The organism is Intestinibacter sp. (genome assembly GCF_022780145.1).
Classification (GTDB): domain Bacteria; phylum Bacillota; class Clostridia; order Peptostreptococcales; family Peptostreptococcaceae; genus Intestinibacter.
In genome coordinates, this window is record NZ_JALEXO010000059.1 from 1 (window position 1) to 18,974 (window position 18,974).

Here is an 18,974-nt window from a genome sequence, read left to right on the forward strand (position 1 = left end):
TGATGGATGAATGTAATTTAGAGTTGCCGTTATCTTGTCAGAAGAGAAATTTCGATTAACAGTTAAAATTAAATATAGAAATTAGAAAAGTCCATGAAGGGGAGGTATATAAACATACTTTTTCATGGACTTTTTTTATAATGCATAGGAAATTATATTCATTTGAAGTTATGGATAAATATAATTTCCGTCATGCATTTCAAGAAAATCAACATTATGGATCTTTAGAATAAAGATTTTCTTATTTATATCTTTAAATAGTATTATAAATTTTGGAAAAATGTAAATAATTTTAAATAATCTTAAGTTTTGTGTTATGTAAATTTAAAACCTAATTATAAATTAATTAAGAATTCAAGATTAACCTTATATATAAGGAGATGATACTATGAAAAGAAAAATAAAATTAAGTAAGTGTCTAAAATTTTTTATTGTCATTATAGCGGTGATTTTTTGTATTGATATACTAAAAAATTCATTTTTAAGTGATGTAGCTGTAGATGGGATTGATTTTATAACAAATATCGAAAATCGTTTAGGATTAACAGATGATAAATATGTTTCTAATAAGAGTCAGGATAATGATTTGATATTAGTAAATAAAAATAACTCACTAAGTTCAGATTATAAACCCCAAAATCTAGTCAAACCTAACATAGTATTTTTGGATAGCTCAGCAGAAGAGGAAAAATACATGAAACAGGAAGCAGCTACTTCCTTAGAAAAATTATTTCAAAATGCGAAACAAAGTAATATAACCTTAATAGGCTCATCAGCATATAGATCATATCAAACACAGGTAAATATATATAACAAATATTACAAAGAAAAAGGTAAAGAATACACAAAACAATATGTAGCGATTCCAGGTGAAAGTGAGCATCAAACTGGTTTGGCTATCGATGTAACTAATCCATCTAGATGTTTTGACAAAACGAGTATAGAAGCTCAGTGGCTCGCCAATAATGCATATAAATACGGATTTATACTTCGTTATCCAAAAAATAAAGAGGATGTTACAGGCTATAGTTATGAACCTTGGCATATAAGATACGTGGGAAAAAATGTAGCTGAAAAAATTTATAGAAATTCAGAAACTTTAGAAGAATACTTAGCACGTTATAATTAGGAAAATGTTATCTTGAATTTAATATATAAAAAATTAATTTTTATATCGATTTATATGCACTATATTTTGTCCAAAGACTGGAAATATATTATAATATATAATATGGTAATGTATACGGAATTATTGTAAGATAAGACGTAAGTTACAATTTATAATATTAATATAAGAAAGGAGAGGTTATTGAGAATTTATATTTTCAATAACGATACAAAAATTGAATTACCAAGAATCATTAAAATTCATAGAAGAATCTCATAAGTTTGGGATTAGATTAGGACTTGAAAACTCACTTAAATTACTTGACTTAATGGGAAATCCACAAGAAAAATTAAAAATAATACATGTGGCAGGAACTAATGGAAAGGGATCTGTATGCTCATTTATTGCGAATTCATTACAAGCAGAAGGATACAAAGTAGGTCTTTATACTTCTCCATACTTAGAAACTTTTACAGAAAGAATAAGAATAAATGGACAAAATATACCAGAAGAAGATGTTGCTAGAATAGTGACAATGATGAAGGATAAAATAGAACAAATGGTTAAAGAAGGATTTGCTTATCCAACTGAGTTCGAAATAGAAACTGCGATGGCATTTTACTATTATTGGGAACAACAAGTTGACTATGTAGCTTTAGAAGTTGGTCTAGGTGGTAGATATGATGCTACTAACGTTATAAAGAGTTCTGTTGCAAGTGTAATAGTTTCTCTAAGCTTAGATCATATAGGAGTATTAGGTGATACTCTAGCTAAAATAGCTTACGAAAAGGCTGGAATAATAAAACCTAATGGATTAACTATATCTTACAAACAAAAAGATGAAGCAGCACAAGTTATAAAGGATGTTTGTAAAGAGCAAAACTCAGAATATGTAGAAGTAGATTTTGATGCAATAAATGTTAAAAAATCTGATGTAACATCTCAAATATTTGACTGCACAATCGATGGTGAAAAATTTGAAGATATAGAAATCCAATTAATAGGTGACCACCAAGTTTTAAATGCTGTTTTAGCTCTTACAGTATTAAAAGCTATAAGAGATAAACGTGGAGTTAAATTAAGCAATGAAGCTATTAAGAAAGGTTTCCACGATACTAAATGGCCAGGAAGAATCGAAAAAATCAAAGACGATCCTGTGTTCATAATAGACGGAGCTCATAATGAAGATGGTGCAAGATCATTAACTAAAGCACTAGAAAAGAACTTCAAGGGACAAAAATTAACTTTCTTAATAGGAATGCTAGCAGATAAAGATATAGATTCTGTTTTAGAGTTATTAATGGATAAATTCCAAAAAGTTGTAACAACTACTCCAGACAGCGATAGAGCGATAAGCTGTGAAGAATTAAAGGCTAAAATAGAAAAATACGGAAAAGAAGTTGTAGCTATACCTAAAATAGAAGATGCTGTAAAATATGTACTTGACCATGCTGAAAAGGATGAAGTTATAATCGCAGCAGGTTCATTATATATGATAGGACATATAAGAAGTATAGTTAAATAAATATAGTGTTTAATATGAAAAAATCCACCGAGGAAGTATATAGACTCGATGGATTTTTTTTAATTATGTGTTTTTCTTTATAGGAAAATAAACCTCAGTTATATTTTTATCTGGGTCTGTAGTATAAGGATCACTTAAATAAACCTCATAAGGTGGCGCTATTATTTTATAACCATTTTCTTCTATCCATTTCATCAATTTTGCGTATATCTCTGTTAAGCCAGAATAATTTCCATTTAAAGTTGATTTAGCACACAATGAGCCAGGAAAATCACGAGTGCCAGTTGCATATTCCTCGACAGCTAGTGCAAATTCTGTGTCGTTGTGAAGTGGATCGTAGTCAGGGCTATGGTAAATTGCCATTGGCTCTCCAATTAAGGTTAAGTTTTCTTTAGCTATTTTTTCGTATAATTTACTAAAATAAGGCATATATCCGTTTTTATAGTCGTCCTCTGTTAATATTTTTCTAATAGAAATTATATTTAAAGTTTGCGTTTCTACAAGTTGTATATCTGAATCATTTAGATTCGGAATTATTGAAACACCATTTTGTAAATTGGAAATATCCTTTTCTAACTGCATTATATTGTATTGGATTTTTTTCATCGTTTCTTCCATTGTATCTCGCTTTTTAGTTAATAATTTAATTAGGGCTTCCTCTTGATCATATCTTTCTAAATCGATTAATTCTTTGATTTCATCTAAAGAAAAACTATAAGATTTTAACTTCATTATAAACAACATTTTTTCTAGTTGATTGATTGAATAATATCTGTAATTGTTTTTTGGATTTATTTCATTTGGCTTTATCAAACCAATTTCATCGTAGTATCTGAGTGTTTTTTGTGATACTCCACATATTTTTGAGAATTCTCCTATAGACAGCATTTTCCACCTCCTGTAGAAAGTAAATGATACATTATTTATTTAAAGTATAGTATTTTACCTAGGGGAAGAGTCAACTCCAATATTAAAATAGATAAAAGGGACGAGCTGTACAAGCATAATTTCCGAAAAAAACTAATATATTATTGTAGTATAGTTTGAGAAAGGAGGGAGGTTTTGAAGGTATATGTTTCCAATTATTTATCGCACAGTATAAGTATCATTGATTACGAAACTCTTGAAACAGAAAGAGAAATTGACCTAAACGAGAATATTTATCCACATCACTTTTGGATAGATGAACAAGAACAAAAAATATTTATCCCCAGTTTAAATAATGGAACGCTTTACACTTTAGATATGATAAGTGGCGAAATTATCGATTCGGTATCTGTTGGTGGCAGTTTAAGCCAAATATTTATGTACGAAAAGGAATTATTTATCTCTAATGAGGATACAAATAGCATTTATATAATAAATAAAGATACGTTAGATCTAATAGGTATGATAACTGTAGATGATATGCCACATGGATTTAGCTATGATCAAAAAAATAAAAAGCTGTACGTTCCATGTATAAATTCAATAGTATGCATAGATGTAGAAAATAAAGTTATCAACAAGAAAATAGATACTGATTTTAAGGCGTGGCATTTGAAAGTGGATAAGAAAAAAAATGAAATATATATATCTACATTAGATGGAAAGTTGGTAATTTTAAAAGAAGAAACTTTAGAGGTTATTGGTATTTTTGAAGAGCTACTGTTGCCTGTGCAAATAGAGTTTAATTACAGGGATAATAAGGTATATATAAGCGATTTAGGGTACAATCAGATAAAGATTTTAGATTATAAATTAGGAAAATATATAGGAAAAATAAAAATCGACGGAATTCCACAAGGGCTTGAAATATCTAAGGATTTTAGTAGATTATTTGTATCTGATACGAAAAATAACACGATAAAGGTTTACGATACAAAAACAAATCGACTAATAAAAGAGCTTCAAGTAGGAAAAGAGCCTACAACAATAGTTTGTTTGTAGGCTACTTTTTATATGTAGTAAGTAGATTTATTACTTCAGCGTACATATGAGAAGCGTTCTTTTTCCAGTTATTGCAAATGTGATTTGCTTGTTTTTCAGAAGAAACATTTAGATTCAAGTCTATTAAATTGCTTTGATTCTCAATTACTCTAAGATTAACGATGAATTCATTTTCACTTTGTTTAACAAAACTAGATTTTACTTGAGTTTCAGCTAATAAGCTTTCTTTGTTTAATTTTATATAGTGGTCTACTTTGTTAGCTGCATCAATTGGAATTTTAAGCATAAGAGATTCTAATGTTTCAAGTCCCTTTTGAGTTAGACAATAAAACTCTTTATCAGATTCCTTATATATCTTTAAAAATTTTGATTCCATAAGTTGAGATAAAAGTTGTTGCAATGAAAAATAATTCATCATTTCGGTTTCTAAAACAACTTGAGTGATTTGAGAGTTTGTCAAATCCATTTTAATTTTATATAAAATATACAAGATTAAAAGCTTGTGGTAAGCTGTTTCTTCAGATGAATTTTCAAACATATTTATCATCCTCCACTAAACTATTATAATACTATATTAAACTAAAATATAGAAAAATAAAAGGTGTAAAATAGTTAAATTTTTTTACATCCAATATTTTTTTATGAAAAAAGGCTACCAGATTGGTAGCCTTTTTTGTTGGTTTTCCCACCTAAAAGTTTTTAGGGGATTTTAATACTCAAGCATTAAAATTTACTATTTACCAGCCATTTGTTTTTCAGCCATTTCGACTAATTTCTTAGTCATGTATCCACCAACATAGCCATTTTGTCTAGCTGTTAAATTACCTTTATCCACTGTTTCATAGTTAGATAAACCTAATTCGTTAGCTATTTCTAATTTCATTTGGTTTAATGCAGCTTTAGCCTCAGGAACAACTTGTCTGTTATTTGTGTTTGCCATAGTAAATTTCCTCCTTAAGTTAATCAACATTTATTTAATGTTGTTGATTATAATTTATCCAAATTGAAATATTATATTCTAAAAAAATTTGGAAGAGCAGTTATTTTTAAGGAATTTAAAAATTTAGTTATTTTTTAATAAATAGAAAAATAAATTTTTAATAGAACACATAAAAATATAAAATTAGAAATGATAAAGGAGGATGAGTTTGCTTTTGAGAGTTAAAGCTTTTTTAAATAGTATAATTTTATTTTTAATTGGGTTGATTTTAATTTTTGCTTTAGTTTTTTGTATAAAGACGTATTTTAGCGAGCAAAGTGCAGATATTCCGATACATAAGGTTGATACAGACAAGAAGGAAATTTCTCTGACATTTGATATTTCCTATAATGAGAGAAATGTGGATGAAATTTTAGATATTTTAGATAAATACGATGTAAAAGCTACTTTTTTTGTTGTAGGTAATTGGGTTGATAAAAATCGAGATTTAGTAGAAAAAATACATAAAAATGGTCACGAAATAGAGAATCATTCGAATACACACCCTAACTTCGATGAAATATCAGATGAAGATGTAAAGAATGAATTGGAATTCACTTCTAAAAAAATCAAAGAAATCACAGGACAGGAATCTAATATATTTAGACCTCCATTTGGAGAAATCGATGGGGATAAAGTAAAGCTATGTGAAGCTCTAGGATATACAGTTGTTAAATGGGATGTGGACTCAATGGATTGGAGAAATATAGAAGATAACAATATAATTGATAGAGTTGCACAGAATACTTCTCCAGGTTCTATAGTATTGTTTCATGGAAATGGCAAAAATATAGATTATTATTTAGATCAAATTGTATATCATTTTAAACAAAATGGATATAAGATGGTCAAGGTTTCGGATTTAATTTACGATGAAAATTACTACATAGATTCCTCGGGTGTTCAGCGATTAAAGAGAGAATTTCGAAATAAATAGCTAGTACATAAAAATAAAATGTAATAAATATTGGTTTAAAAAAATATATTTATAACATATAGAAGATAAAGAAATAATTAACAATTCGGAGGGATAAAGAGTATGGTAGTTATGAAAGGCGATACAAATATTGTAAATTTATGCGGAGAGCTTGAAGATAACTTAGAATTTAGCCATGAAATATTTGGGGAAAAATTTTATAATACAAAAATAAAAATAAATAGATTGAGCGATTGTAGTGATATTTTACCTATGACGATATCAGAGCGATTGATACAGGAGTTGGACTTTGAAAATAATAAGCATGTAAATGTAATCGGCCAGTTGAGATCCTACAATAAAAATGTGGGCGAAAAAAACAAATTAATTTTAACTGTATTTGTAAGAGAGATAAAGCCAATAGATGAAGAAAATAAAGATCCTAACAGCATTTATCTAGATGGGTATATATGCAAGCGTCCTACATATAGAAAAACACCTTTAGGAAGAGAGATAACAGATTTATTAGTAGCTATAAATAGACCTTACAATAAATCAGATTATATACCTTCTATAGTGTGGGGAAGAAACGCGAAATTTGCTAGAAATTTAAAGGTAGGAGATAGAATTCAAATGTGGGGGAGAATTCAAAGTAGACCTTATGAAAAGAAAATAGACGAGAATACTGTAGTAAAAAAAGTAGCATACGAAGTTTCTGTTTCTAAAATAAAAAAAGTCGAGGAGGATGAAAAATAAATATTTGCGTATAAAAAATTAAATAAAAGATGTAAAATATAAATAAGAATTTTGCAATCTATAGAAACAATGTTTTACTATAAATTATATAAATGCGATTTCTTGTGTATTTTAAAAATTTATCCTCTAAAATATAATGGAGGATTTTTTATTTAATAAAATAAGGAGGGTTGTTATGACTATTAATTATACAATAGTAGCGGTTATAATGTTATTTGTAGTTCTTGTAAGCATTCAATTTACGCTAAATAAAATATTGATGCTATTAAAGGATATCAGAGAAATACTTCTTAATAATAAGATAAAGGATGATTATAATGAAAGAACTAGAAAATATTAAGGATGATATACAGAACATAGCAGAGGCTATTTTATCTGTTTTAAATATAGATGTAACAATAGTGGATGAGGATTTTATAAGAATTGCAGGTACAGGAAAATACATAGATAAAATTGGAGATAAGGTAAATGGATATTCAGCTTTTAAAAAATCTTTTACAGAACAGGTTGGGATTTTTATTGAAGATCCAAAGAACAGCGCTATTTGCAAGGTATGTGATCACGTAGAAATTTGCAAGGAATTTGCAGAGGTATGCTGTCCTATAGTTTTAGATGGTAAGTCTTATGGAGTTATAGGGCTTATAGCGTTTAGCCAAGAACAATCTAATGCCATAAAGGCTAATATAAACGACTTGATGAATTTTTTGAAAAAAATGGCGGATTTGATTTCGAGCAAGCTAAAGGCGCAAATCAATACTGAAGAATTAGAGGTCGAAAAAAAGAAGCTAGAAATTTTGCTAGATAATATGGATAAGGCGGTAGTTTCTGTAGATATAAATGGTCATGTGGATAAATGCAACCATAAGTTTAAAGAGTTATTCAACTTAAGGGACGAAGATTTATTTGAAAAGAGTATATTTGATGCATTGAATTTTATAAAAAAAGTAAACGACAACAATTTCAATAAATATAAAATGGGAAGCTTCGTCTACAATAAAAGAAACAGAAATGTAAAAGGGATTTACAATATAAATAAAATAATGATAAAGGGAAAATTCAAGGGATATGTTATAGATTTCATAGAAAAGAAGGAGGCTATAAAGAACTACAACAAGATAAATAAAGATTATAAAATAACTTTAGATAATATAATTGGAAATAGCGAGTTAATAATTCAAACTAAAAGAAACGCCTTGATAGCATCTCATTCTACATCGACTATACTGATTACTGGAGAAAGTGGAACAGGTAAAGAATTATTTGCTAGATCTATACATAATCACAGTGATAGGGTGGATCATCCTTTCGTAACTGTAAACTGTGCTGCTATTCCAGATAATTTACTGGAAAGTGAATTATTTGGATACGAAGAAGGAGCATTTACAGGTGCTAAGAAGGGCGGAAAATTAGGAAAGTTTGAATTGGCGGATAAGGGAACTATATTCCTAGATGAAATAGGAGATATGAGCCTACATCTACAAGCTAAGCTACTTAGAGTACTTCAAGAACGCGAGTTAGATAAAATAGGTGGAAAAAGCAATATATTTATAGATGTAAGAATTATTGCGGCAACAAATAAAAATTTGAGCGCTATGGTAAAAAACGGCTCATTTAGGGAAGATTTATACTATAGATTGAATGTTATTCCTATTAAATTACCTAGCCTTAGAGAGCGTAGAGAGGATATACCGTTATTAATTGATTATATGATAAAGGAATATTCGGACAAGCTTGGAAAAGAGATTTTAGGGATAGATGAAAATGCTAAACAGCTACTTATGAACTACAACTGGCCAGGTAACATCAGAGAGCTTCAAAATGTAATTGAGTACAGCATAAATATGTCACAGTCTAAAATTCTCACACTTGATTCTATGCCAAAGACGCTTACCACTATAAATTATGTTGAAGATGTGAAAGACAATGAAGAAATAAGAACGCTAGAGGAATTAGAAATACGAGAAATAAAAAGAGCTTTAGATATGTACAAAAATTATAAAAAGGATAAAGAATTAGTTGCAAATGCATTAGGAATATCTAGAGCAACATTATATAGAAAATTAGAAAAATACAAGGACAAGCTCGATATAAAATAATTTCAATTTGATTTAAAATAATCTCAAAATGAGATAAAATCTCAATTTGAGATTATTTTTTTGTGAATTGAGAAAATACAAATACGTCTTACTTCAAAAAAATAAATATAAAATGATAATCTAAAAAATATTTAAAGTAATCTCAAAAAATAGTTAATAAAAAATATTTTTTAGAATGTAAAAAATTGGCATGAAAAATGCTATTAATATTATTTAAGAAAAGTTTTATTCAAATTAGGAGATTTATTTTAGTTGATTTAGGAGGTACGACGATGAGAGATATAAGAAAACAATTAATTGAAATGTTAAAGGCAGAAGTAAAACCTGCATTAGGATGTACAGAACCAGTAGCAGTAGCATTAGCTTGTGCTAAAGCTAAAGAATTATTAGATGAAGAAATAGTAGAAAATAAAATTTTAGTAAGTCCAAGTATATATAAAAATGGAATGTGCGTAGGAATTCCAGGTACAGATAGATTAGGATTAAAAATAGCAGTTGCAATGGGATTTGTAGGCGGACATTCAGAAAATGGTTTAACAGTATTAGAAACACTAGATGACGAACAAGTAAGAGAATCAGAAGAATATGTAGACACAAAGCCTATAAATATAATCCCAGCAGAAACTAAGGATAAAGTATTTATAGAAGTTGATTTAAAAGGAGAAAATAACACAGCAAAAGTAGTTATAAAAGAAAAACATGACAATTTCGTATATTTACAAAAGAACGAAGAAGTTTTACTAGATACAGGTGATTTCCATCAAGAAGATATCGTGCAAGAAGCTGATGCACCAAGAAAAGAAACATTAATGGATACTACAGATATAAAAGAAATAGTAGCAAATGTTGAAAAAATGGATTTTGAAGACATCAAATTCTTACTAGATGGAATAAAAATGAATATGGACATAGCTAATTATGGATTAAATAATAAAGCCGGAATTGGTGTTGGATTTGGTATAAAGAGAGCTAAAGAAGAAGGATATATGTCTAATGACTTAATAACAGAAGCTATGATGCTAACAGCTGCAGCTGCAGATGCTAGAATGGCTGGAGTAAAAATGCCTGTTATGAGTTCAAATGGTAGTGGTAATCACGGTATAACTGCTATACTTCCAATAGTTGCATATAACAATAAATACCCTCAAACTGATGAAAACCTAGCAAAAGCATTGGCAATATCTCACTTAGTAACTGGATATATAAAAAATTACACTGGTAGATTATCTGCAGTTTGTGGATGTGGTGTGGCTGCTTCTACAGGATCAGCTGCTGGTATATCTTGGCTTATGGATAGAGATATTAACCACATAAAAGGTGCTATAGAAAATATGATTGCCAATTTAAGTGGTATGATTTGCGATGGTGCAAAAGCTGGTTGTGCATTAAAATTATCTTCAGCAGCATCAGCATCAATTCAAAGTTCTATAATAGCAAAACAAGGCTTCCATGTACCACCTAAAAACGGTATAATCGGTGACAAAGTAGAAGAATCAATCAAGAATTTAGGTAAAGTAAGTGACCAAGGTATGCAAGTTACAGATCAAGTAATTATAGATGTAATGAATGAAATAAATAAAGTTAAATAGTTTATAAATTAGGCACAAGTTAATAGATATATATATTAAATGAAAAATAACTCTATTTTGATCTTATAGATGATTGGAATAGAGTTATTTTTTGTATATAAATAAAAAAATGAAACTTTTTTCAAAAAATAATACACTATATAACGAAAGGAGAAGAAAATGAGCGCTCAGATATCACTAGAAAATTTTGAAGAAATATATAAAGCTACATACAATAGCACGCTAAAATACATAATATGTAAATGTTCAAATATAGAAGATGTCAACGATTTATTGCAAGACACATATGTAGAACTTTATAAAATTTTAAAAAGAAAAAAATACATATTATTAGAAAATCAATCGAATTTCGTTATAGGAATAGCTAAAAAGAAAATACAAAGACATTACGGTTTGCTATATAGATTAAAAACATATTCTATATCGAAAAATTTAGGAGATGATGAATATGAATTAGATATATCATCTGATATTGATATAGAAGCTCGAGCGATAACTAAATTAAATGCAGAAATGGTTTGGAGATATATCAAGAAAAAGGATATTAGAGTAGTTAGGGTATTTTATATGTATTATTACTTGGATTTGAAAATATCAGAAATCGCAAAGGAGCTAGGTATGAGTGATTCTAATGTGAAAAACATATTATATAGAACTATAAAAGATATTAGGAAAAATGTTAAGATTGAAGGTGACAAGAATGTCTAATGATCTAAAGAAACAGATAGAAAAGGAATTTGATAGAGAAAAAAATTACAATATTATTTTATCTAAAGTGGAAGATGTGGGTACAATAAGAAAGCTAAAAGTGAGATATATTGTAGCTTCAATTTGTGTCTTAGCAGTAGTATTGGCTTGTTTTGTGAAATTCAAAGATATAGGAGTAAACTACATAGCTAAAAATAATAGAACTGTAGAACAAACTGAAAATGTTGATTTAAATATAAATAAAATAAAAGAAATGTCACAGGCTTGTTTAGATGCAGATATAAAAACTATAGAGATTAAAAATTTGCCAAAACGATTTAAGTTTATGGATAATCTTAAACTACCAAATGGATTTAAATTAGAAGAATGCTATAATATTTATACTAGAAGCGACATAAATTTTGATAAGTACGATGTACTGCATGATTATCTGTTTTATTATGAAAAGGATAATGGAGAAAAAAATATAAAATTTGCATTTTCAGAAATTGAAGAGCCACTAACAGATTATTATATAAATAATACTATGTGTAAAAAATCGAAAATTGAAGATATTGAGCTTGTGATATGTTACTTTAGTGGCACATATATTGTTACATTTAATAGTAATGGCGTAAATTTTGATATAGAGACAAGGAATATATCAGAGAGTGAATTGGTTGATTTGTTGGAATCGATAATAGTACAAAAATAGTTGTTAATAAAAATGAAAATAGGCCTTATATAAGATTATTTATATAGGGTCTATTTTTGTATAGAATAATATAGAAAGAAATTTTTTATTATTTAAATTAATGTGTTTTAAATGAATAAAAAAATAAAAAATGGTGAAGCTAAATAATGTATCTATTTTGTAATATATAGGAAATTATGCAATACATAATATTTCTTGTAGACAGAATTTATTAATCATTATAAAATAAATATATTAAAATTATGGAGGAATAGAAATGGATATAGAAAAGAAAGTCTGGGAAGTATTATGTTCTGAACAAGATATAAATAAAAGAATAAAAGAATTAGGAGCTCAAATTACTGCTGATTACAAAGATAAAAACTTAATGGTAATATCTTTATTAAGAGGTAGCTTTATATTCTGTGCAGATTTAGTTAGGGCAATCGATTTACACACAAGAATTGAATTTATGACTACTCAAAGCTATGGAAATGAGCTTTCTACTAGTGGAAATGTAGAGGTTATATCAGATATCAAAGGCAGCTTAGAAGGTTACGATGTATTAGTTGTAGACGATATAACTGATTCAGCATTGACTATGTCTCATGTTTTGAAGCATTTAAAGACTAAAAATCCTAAAAGTATAAAATCATGTGTTTTACTTGATAAACCAAGTAGAAGAAAGGTAGAATTAGTACCAAATTATTGTGGATTTACTATAGAAGATAAATTTGTTGCAGGATATGGATTAAACTACGGAGATCATTATAGAAATATTCCATATGTATTTGCGGTGACTGATGAGGACAGAAAATAATTGACTTTTTTTTACAAAGATAATAATATAAGAATATAGAAACTAAAAATCAATATTGATTCTGTGAAGAGGAAAAGTAGTTAAATTTAGGCTCAACAAAGAGAGTCGAGGATGGTGAAATCTCGGCAAGAGAGGGTTTAATGAATGGGCCTTGGAGAATTGTTTTTTGAGAGGTCAAATTTTTTGAATTTGGCAATTTAGGTGGCAACGCGGCAATCCCGTCCTATATGTGTAGGAGGGGATTTTTTAATTGGAAAATTTATCGATAAGGAGATTAAGAATATGAAAAAAACAATATTAACAGGTGACAGACCTACTGGTAAGCTACATTTAGGACATTATACAGGTTCTTTAAAAAACAGAGTAGCTCTACAAAATCAAGACAAATACAATATGTTTATAATGATAGCAGATCAACAAGCATTGACTGACAATGCTAAAAATCCTAAAAAAATAGTAGATAGTTTACTAGAAGTAACTATGGACTATATATCTGTAGGATTAGATCCAACTAAGACAAATTTATTTATACAATCTCAAATACCAGAATTAGCAGAACTTACAGTATACTACTTAAACCTAGTAACAGTTGCAAGATTACATAGAAATCCAACTGTAAAATCTGAAATTCAACAAAAAGGATTTGGTGAAAGTATACCAGCAGGCTTCTTCGTATACCCAGTCAGCCAAGTTGCTGATATAACTGCCTTCAAGGCTGATTTAGTTCCAGTTGGAAACGACCAAAAACCAATGATAGAGCAAGCTAGAGAAGTAGTAAGAAGCTTCAACAATATTTACGGTGAAGTTTTAGTTGAACCAGAAGGAATGTATCCAGAAGGAATCGAAGGAAGACTTCCAGGACTTGACGGAAAAGCTAAGATGAGTAAATCTCTAGGAAATGCTATATACCTAAGTGACGAAGCTGATGTAGTACAAAAGAAAGTAATGAGCATGTTCACAGACCCTAACCACATCAGAGTTGAAGATCCAGGATGTGTTGAAAATAATGCTGTATTCACTTATTTAGATGCTTTCTGCAAGGATAAAGATACTCTAGAAGAAATGAAGGCTCACTACAGACGTGGAGGTCTTGGCGATGTTAAGGTTAAGAGATATTTAAATGATATATTACAAGCTGAATTAGAACCAATTAGAGCTAGAAGAAAAGAATTAGAAAAGAATAAAGATTATTTATATGAAGTTCTTAGAAAAGGTAGCGACAATGCTAGAGCAGTAGCAGCTCAAACTTTAAGTGAAGTTAGAGATGCTATGGGAATTGAGTATTTTAAAGGAATGAAATTTTAATATAATAAAATAGAGTAAGAAAAAGGTATAATTGATTATTTCGACAATTATATCTTTTTTTATTAGTATTTTTGAAAATCTAATGTATAATTAAGTATAGAGGGATTAAATATAAAACAATATCAGGGGATAATTTTTGAGTGAAAGCTCAATAAATTTATATATTATTAATCAAAAATGGGGGTATAAGTATGAAATTGAAAAAAGCTAGATACACATTAGAGCATGAAGCATTGCCATTGTTTTATTTTGAGAACAAAAATCTATTTATGTTGAGCTTGCTAGAAAGCAATGGAGAGTTAGTTTACGATATAATGGATGATTTTTGCGATAAAATAGAATGTGAAAATCTTTATAAAAAAGAAGATTACAAAGTAGATGCTCTAAATGTGGATGAAGAAGTTAAAATAGTCAGAGTAACTATGCCAGATCCAAGGGTAGAATTAGAATGTAAATACGTTTATTTTATGTTTGATTTAAAATTTGAAAAAATGAAGTATTTTACTGTGGAAAAAGCATCATTTGGAAAAGAATTTTTATGTGGATGGGATGAGCATCGAAATCATTTAAATTATGGATTTTGCCCAGAGGATTTGAATGAACAATTACAAAAAATAATACAAATTTATATGGGATAAAATATATAAGTTAAAACCATTGAATCTAAAATAGGCCGTCGCAAAATGAAATTTGCGATGGCCTATTAAATTTTAGCGACTATAATTAAACTGGATAGAAATTAATTATAATAGTTTTTAATGTCCCACCACCGCTATTGCAATAAGTGTGCTTGCTAGAAGCGGTAAATTTAATACTATCATCAGCATTTAATATAAAAGTTTCATTATTCACTTCTAAAGTCAATGTACCTTCTAACACCATTACATATTCTTCTGATTTTTTAGGATGTCCTATAGAAGTATAGCTAGCGCCTTCATCTAGCTCCATTTGAAAAAGCTCGAAATTGCGATTAGGTGTATTTTTATAATAACAGTAAAGATGGTATTTTTCATCTTCATTTAATTGAGGGTTGATATCGGATTTTTTTATAACATAAGTATCATGCTGCTGTTGCTCTAGCAATGATGTATATGAAACGTTTAATGCTGAAGCTAGCTTCCAAATAGTATTTATTGTTGGATTGGTTTCACCTTTTTCTATTTGAGAAATCATGACTTTGCTAAGTGAAGATAATTCTGAAAGTTGACCTAAACTTAAATTTCTCTCATTACGAAGTCTTTTTAGATTTTCTGCTATGATTAAATTTATATTCATTATTATTTTTCTCCCTTTATTAATAATATTATTGACAAATATATTTAACGTACGTAAACTATAATTAACGATAAATATATCTTACTTTTGTAAATTATATTTAATTATAACTTGGCTATAAAAAGGGGGCAAGGTTTATGAAAAAAATAATTGAAAATATTTATGATGCTATTGGGGAAACTCCTATGCTAAGACTTAGTAGAATTACTGAGCACTATGGAGTAGAGGGAAATATTTTTGCAAAATTAGAATACTTAAATCCAGGATTTAGTAAAAAAGACCGTCCTGCTCTACAAATGATTGAAGAGGCAGAGGCTAGTGGTGAGTTAAAACCTGGTCAAACTGTTATTGAACTTACTAGTGGAAATACAGGAACAGGTCTTTCTATTGTTTGTCAAGCTAAAGGTCATCCTTTTATAGCTTGTATGTCTGAAGGAAATTCTATGGAGAGAGCTAGAATGATGCGAGCACTTGGAGCAGAGGTTGTTTTAGTTCCACAAACTAAAAATTCAGTTAAAGGTCAAGTATCTGGTGAGGATTTAAAATTAGTAGAAGAAATGGCTGTAAAATTAACTAAGGAAAGAAATGCTTTTCGTGCAGATCAATTTAATTTAAAGGGATCTTATAGAGCACATTTTCATACAGCTAATGAGATGATAGAGCAAAGTGACGGAAATATAGACTGTTTTGTAGATATATTAGGTAGTGGAGGTACATTTGAAGGGTGTGCAAAAAAACTAAAGGAATTTAACAAGGACATACGCTGTTATGTCGTTGAACCTGAAAATGCAGCAGTATATGCAGGAAAAGATGTTATAAATGAAGGACGCCATAAGATTCAGGGCTGTGGATATGCTATGGATTTATCAATAGTTGATAAGGATTTAATTGACGGATGTATTGCGGTTACTGATGAAGATGTTATTCAAGTTACAAGAGATTTAGCTAGATTAGAAGGAACATTTGTAGGATTTTCATCAGGAGCAAATGTTTGTGCAGCTATTCAATTATTAAAGGGTAAGGAAAAAGGAAAAAATATTGTTCTTACTTTAAATGACAGTGGATTAAAATATTTGAGTACTGACTTATTCTAAAAGAGTATATTCTTTATAATTACTTTAGGAAAATTAATAAAAAAGTTAAAAAATAATAAAATATAGCTACTAAAATTAAAATTAAGAAGAATAAATTAACTAAAATCGAGCATAAAATATACGATGTAGTAGAGTTGATTTGCGAGAGGATGGGATTTTGTGAAAAAGAAATTATCCAAAATTTTAATTGCAGTAGCTGTTCTTGTTTTATGTCTATATGGAGTAAAAAAGGTCGCGAATAAATTTGGCATAAACGTATTAGAGAAGTCAAATATCGAGACAAACTACGACCATGAATGGGACAATATGAGTAAGGAAGATGAAAAAATCATAAAAAAAGCAATCTCACTGGCAAAAGAAAAAGTAAAAATGGAATATGTATGGGGTGGAAAAGGCGAAATTATGACTGAAGAAAGATTAGACGAGCTTATTGGATATTACGGTCAAAATCAATATCCATTAGATAAGAAAAAATACATAGGAAAACAGGCTTTTGATTGCTCTGGGTTAGCATATTGGATTTATGAAGAGGCATCAGGTGTCAATATAGGATATTCGACTACTCAACAAAGAGAAATTTTAGAAAAATATAAGGTGGAAGGCGATTTGCAGCCTGGGGATTTGATTTATACTACTAGACATGTCGTGATTTATGTAGGAGATGGCAAGATTGTACAATCTAAGAACAAGTTTGGATATCCTAAAGGCGGAATACATGAACAACAAATTGGATGGTACGCTAAAGGTGTTGCTTATAGACCTATTGATTATATAAATGATCAAAATAAATCTGACAATAAATAAAGTGAGTAATGTTAAAGGATTAATTATTTATTGAAAATATCTATTTTGAGATATAACAAATATGTATAATATGTGTAGTGATTTTTGCGGGAATTAAGATTTTTTAAAATTATTTTTATGATATACTTATTGTAAGTTATAGGAATAATAATTTTTGGGGGGATTTTATATGATAACTTGTAATAAGTGTAATAAAAGAATTACTTTATTAAATAGATTGAGAAATTTTGTTAAGTTAAAATATATCATTTATTCAGAATCTTGTGAATTAAAATGTGAAAAATGCAGTACTATTTATGAAATGGAAAGTTTAAAATATTTAAAAATTTTGAGATTTTTTGTGTATTTTTTCCTTCTTTTGTATTTAGTTACTTATGTTAAATTTTGGCCTATGAAAATAATTATTTTAGTAGCGGGATGTGTGGTACTTAATCCACTATCAAATCTTATAATATCTTATTTTGTAAAATATAGAGAAATAAAAAATAACCAGTAGAATTAGCATCTACTGGTCATTTTAGTTTTATAGTAAACATAATGTATATAGAATGTTTATTTAAGTTTTTAAAAGTTTTTTATAATGCATAGGAAATTATATTCTTTTGAAATTTTGGATAAATATAATTTCTGTCATGCATTTCAAGAAAATCTACATTATGGATTTTTAGAATAAAGATTTTCTTATAAATTACTTATATTAATGATGGCAATCAATAAAATAGTCAGAGTACTGAAGCAATAGCGCCGAACTATTTCTAAAACCATCGTATATATGTTTACTTATAATCGTCTGCAATGCTTCAATGTCCTTTTTGGTAAGTGCTTCTACAATAGAGCAATGCTCTTCGTATAAAGTCTGTATATTGTTATCCCCGTGTAAGTTTATCAATGAGCGGAATCTTTCGTAGTGTTGATTGATTCCGAATATCATATTCCATATGCTTTCTTTGCCGGCGATACGGAATATTAATTTATGAAAATTATTGTCGTATTTTATGAAATCAGTTACTGTATGTTCATCGTTATCTGCACTTTGTAAGAATCGCTTTTGTTCGTTCAAGCTAAATTCTAACTTAAGTTCATCTGCTTCAGAAAAAGATATTGCCAAGTCCTTTAAAATAGATTGCTCGACGACTTTACGGATGTAAAGCACATCTGAAATCTGGTTTATGTCCATAAGCGATACGAAGGTTCCAATGTGAGGCTTTACCTCGAGTAGACCTTCATTTGCTAGAGCCTTGAAAGCATCGCGCACTGGAGTACGAGATACGTTGTATTTGGCTGCGGTATCTGTTTCGCTTATCGAGCTTCCAGGAGGCAATTTAAGACTTAATATATCCTCCTTCAAGCCTGTGTAGACAACATTTGATGAAGCATTATTTTTTTTGTTTGCCATC

The 18,974-nt window shown here is 28.8% G+C and carries 20 protein-coding genes; 15 read left to right on the forward strand and 5 right to left on the reverse strand.

Going from position 1 to position 18,974, the window contains the following annotated elements:
* Nucleotides 1-445: 445 nt before the first annotated feature.
* The gene (locus MR593_RS02200; RefSeq protein ID WP_290686541.1) at nt 446-1,129 is read left to right on the forward strand and encodes a M15 family metallopeptidase; all 684 of its coding nucleotides are present in this window, start codon (nt 446-448) and stop codon (nt 1,127-1,129) included.
* A 214-nt stretch (nt 1,130-1,343) separates the two neighbouring features.
* The gene (locus MR593_RS02205; protein ID WP_290686542.1) at nt 1,344-2,633 is read left to right on the forward strand and encodes a bifunctional folylpolyglutamate synthase/dihydrofolate synthase; all 1,290 of its coding nucleotides are present in this window, start codon (nt 1,344-1,346) and stop codon (nt 2,631-2,633) included.
* Between the two features lie 63 nt (nt 2,634-2,696).
* Here MR593_RS02205 and MR593_RS02210 read toward each other — a convergent pair whose 3' ends face one another.
* Nucleotides 2,697-3,521, reverse strand: a complete 825-nt coding sequence (locus MR593_RS02210; protein WP_290686543.1) for a MerR family transcriptional regulator — start codon at nt 3,519-3,521, stop codon at nt 2,697-2,699.
* Between the two features lie 174 nt (nt 3,522-3,695).
* Between MR593_RS02210 and MR593_RS02215 the strand changes: the two genes are divergently transcribed.
* A complete protein-coding gene (locus tag MR593_RS02215) occupies nt 3,696-4,562 on the forward strand; it encodes a YncE family protein (protein ID WP_290686545.1) in 867 nt (288 codons plus the stop codon).
* A gap of 1 nt (nt 4,563) precedes the next feature.
* Here MR593_RS02215 and MR593_RS02220 read toward each other — a convergent pair whose 3' ends face one another.
* Nucleotides 4,564-5,100: a DUF4364 family protein gene (locus MR593_RS02220; RefSeq protein ID WP_290686547.1), complete on the reverse strand. Its 537-nt coding sequence runs from the start codon at nt 5,098-5,100 to the stop codon at nt 4,564-4,566.
* 195 nt (nt 5,101-5,295) lie between these two features.
* Nucleotides 5,296-5,502: an alpha/beta-type small acid-soluble spore protein gene (locus MR593_RS02225; RefSeq protein WP_290686549.1), complete on the reverse strand. Its 207-nt coding sequence runs from the start codon at nt 5,500-5,502 to the stop codon at nt 5,296-5,298.
* A 202-nt stretch (nt 5,503-5,704) separates the two neighbouring features.
* Here MR593_RS02225 and MR593_RS02230 point away from each other — a divergent pair, with 202 nt between their 5' ends.
* From MR593_RS02230 to MR593_RS02275, 10 genes are all read left to right on the forward strand, one after another.
* A complete protein-coding gene (locus MR593_RS02230) occupies nt 5,705-6,478 on the forward strand; it encodes a polysaccharide deacetylase family protein (RefSeq protein WP_290686551.1) in 774 nt (257 codons plus the stop codon).
* A 102-nt stretch (nt 6,479-6,580) separates the two neighbouring features.
* On the forward strand, nt 6,581-7,213 hold the full coding sequence (locus tag MR593_RS02235; RefSeq protein ID WP_290686553.1) for a single-stranded DNA-binding protein: 633 nt from the start codon (nt 6,581-6,583) through the stop codon (nt 7,211-7,213).
* A gap of 175 nt (nt 7,214-7,388) precedes the next feature.
* A complete protein-coding gene (locus tag MR593_RS02240) occupies nt 7,389-7,553 on the forward strand; it encodes a hypothetical protein (RefSeq protein WP_290686555.1) in 165 nt (54 codons plus the stop codon).
* Nucleotides 7,522-9,309, forward strand: coding sequence for a sigma-54 interaction domain-containing protein (locus tag MR593_RS02245; protein WP_290686557.1), 1,788 nt, complete (start codon nt 7,522-7,524; stop codon nt 9,307-9,309). The genes MR593_RS02240 and MR593_RS02245 overlap by 32 nt, the downstream gene beginning before the upstream one ends.
* Before the next feature lie 272 nt (nt 9,310-9,581).
* Complete coding sequence (locus tag MR593_RS02250) at nt 9,582-10,898, forward strand: L-cysteine desulfidase family protein (RefSeq protein ID WP_290686559.1); 1,317 nt, start codon at nt 9,582-9,584, stop codon at nt 10,896-10,898.
* Nucleotides 10,899-11,057: 159 nt separating this feature from the next.
* Nucleotides 11,058-11,606: an RNA polymerase sigma factor gene (locus MR593_RS02255; protein WP_290686561.1), complete on the forward strand. Its 549-nt coding sequence runs from the start codon at nt 11,058-11,060 to the stop codon at nt 11,604-11,606.
* On the forward strand, nt 11,599-12,300 hold the full coding sequence (locus tag MR593_RS02260) for a hypothetical protein (RefSeq protein WP_290686563.1): 702 nt from the start codon (nt 11,599-11,601) through the stop codon (nt 12,298-12,300). The genes MR593_RS02255 and MR593_RS02260 overlap by 8 nt, the downstream gene beginning before the upstream one ends.
* A gap of 256 nt (nt 12,301-12,556) precedes the next feature.
* Complete coding sequence (gene hpt, locus MR593_RS02265) at nt 12,557-13,099, forward strand: hypoxanthine phosphoribosyltransferase (RefSeq protein ID WP_290686564.1); 543 nt, start codon at nt 12,557-12,559, stop codon at nt 13,097-13,099.
* 282 nt (nt 13,100-13,381) lie between these two features.
* A complete protein-coding gene (trpS, locus tag MR593_RS02270) occupies nt 13,382-14,404 on the forward strand; it encodes a tryptophan--tRNA ligase (protein WP_290686566.1) in 1,023 nt (340 codons plus the stop codon).
* Between the two features lie 191 nt (nt 14,405-14,595).
* Nucleotides 14,596-15,042, forward strand: coding sequence for a hypothetical protein (locus tag MR593_RS02275; RefSeq protein WP_290686568.1), 447 nt, complete (start codon nt 14,596-14,598; stop codon nt 15,040-15,042).
* 85 nt (nt 15,043-15,127) lie between these two features.
* Here the strand turns inward: MR593_RS02275 and MR593_RS02280 are convergent, their stop codons facing one another.
* A complete protein-coding gene (locus tag MR593_RS02280; protein ID WP_290686570.1) occupies nt 15,128-15,679 on the reverse strand; it encodes a helix-turn-helix domain-containing protein in 552 nt (183 codons plus the stop codon).
* 137 nt (nt 15,680-15,816) lie between these two features.
* Here MR593_RS02280 and MR593_RS02285 point away from each other — a divergent pair, with 137 nt between their 5' ends.
* Nucleotides 15,817-16,773: a PLP-dependent cysteine synthase family protein gene (locus MR593_RS02285; protein WP_290686572.1), complete on the forward strand. Its 957-nt coding sequence runs from the start codon at nt 15,817-15,819 to the stop codon at nt 16,771-16,773.
* 159 nt (nt 16,774-16,932) lie between these two features.
* Nucleotides 16,933-17,577, forward strand: coding sequence for a C40 family peptidase (locus tag MR593_RS02290; RefSeq protein ID WP_290686574.1), 645 nt, complete (start codon nt 16,933-16,935; stop codon nt 17,575-17,577).
* Nucleotides 17,578-18,274: 697 nt separating this feature from the next.
* Here MR593_RS02290 and MR593_RS02295 read toward each other — a convergent pair.
* Nucleotides 18,275-18,973, reverse strand: a complete 699-nt coding sequence (locus tag MR593_RS02295) for a GntR family transcriptional regulator (RefSeq protein WP_290686576.1) — start codon at nt 18,971-18,973, stop codon at nt 18,275-18,277.
* Between the last annotated feature and the right edge of the window lies 1 nt (nt 18,974).

Bases quoted from the DNA above. Each gene is read 5' to 3' on its own strand.
- MR593_RS02210 (WP_290686543.1), bottom strand. From the start codon at position 3,521: ATGCTGTCTATAGGAGAATTCTCAAAAATATGTGGAGTATCACAAAAA.
- MR593_RS02220 (WP_290686547.1), bottom strand. From the start codon at position 5,100: ATGTTTGAAAATTCATCTGAAGAAACAGCTTACCACAAGCTTTTAATC.
- MR593_RS02225 (WP_290686549.1), bottom strand. From the start codon at position 5,502: ATGGCAAACACAAATAACAGACAAGTTGTTCCTGAGGCTAAAGCTGCA.
- MR593_RS02230 (WP_290686551.1), top strand. From the start codon at position 5,705: ATGAGTTTGCTTTTGAGAGTTAAAGCTTTTTTAAATAGTATAATTTTA.
- MR593_RS02235 (WP_290686553.1), top strand. From the start codon at position 6,581: ATGGTAGTTATGAAAGGCGATACAAATATTGTAAATTTATGCGGAGAG.
- MR593_RS02240 (WP_290686555.1), top strand. From the start codon at position 7,389: ATGACTATTAATTATACAATAGTAGCGGTTATAATGTTATTTGTAGTT.
- MR593_RS02245 (WP_290686557.1), top strand. From the start codon at position 7,522: ATGATTATAATGAAAGAACTAGAAAATATTAAGGATGATATACAGAAC.
- MR593_RS02250 (WP_290686559.1), top strand. From the start codon at position 9,582: ATGAGAGATATAAGAAAACAATTAATTGAAATGTTAAAGGCAGAAGTA.
- MR593_RS02255 (WP_290686561.1), top strand. From the start codon at position 11,058: ATGAGCGCTCAGATATCACTAGAAAATTTTGAAGAAATATATAAAGCT.
- MR593_RS02260 (WP_290686563.1), top strand. From the start codon at position 11,599: ATGTCTAATGATCTAAAGAAACAGATAGAAAAGGAATTTGATAGAGAA.
- hpt (WP_290686564.1), top strand. From the start codon at position 12,557: ATGGATATAGAAAAGAAAGTCTGGGAAGTATTATGTTCTGAACAAGAT.
- trpS (WP_290686566.1), top strand. From the start codon at position 13,382: ATGAAAAAAACAATATTAACAGGTGACAGACCTACTGGTAAGCTACAT.
- MR593_RS02275 (WP_290686568.1), top strand. From the start codon at position 14,596: ATGAAATTGAAAAAAGCTAGATACACATTAGAGCATGAAGCATTGCCA.
- MR593_RS02280 (WP_290686570.1), bottom strand. From the start codon at position 15,679: ATGAATATAAATTTAATCATAGCAGAAAATCTAAAAAGACTTCGTAAT.
- MR593_RS02285 (WP_290686572.1), top strand. From the start codon at position 15,817: ATGAAAAAAATAATTGAAAATATTTATGATGCTATTGGGGAAACTCCT.
- MR593_RS02295 (WP_290686576.1), bottom strand. From the start codon at position 18,973: ATGGCAAACAAAAAAAATAATGCTTCATCAAATGTTGTCTACACAGGC.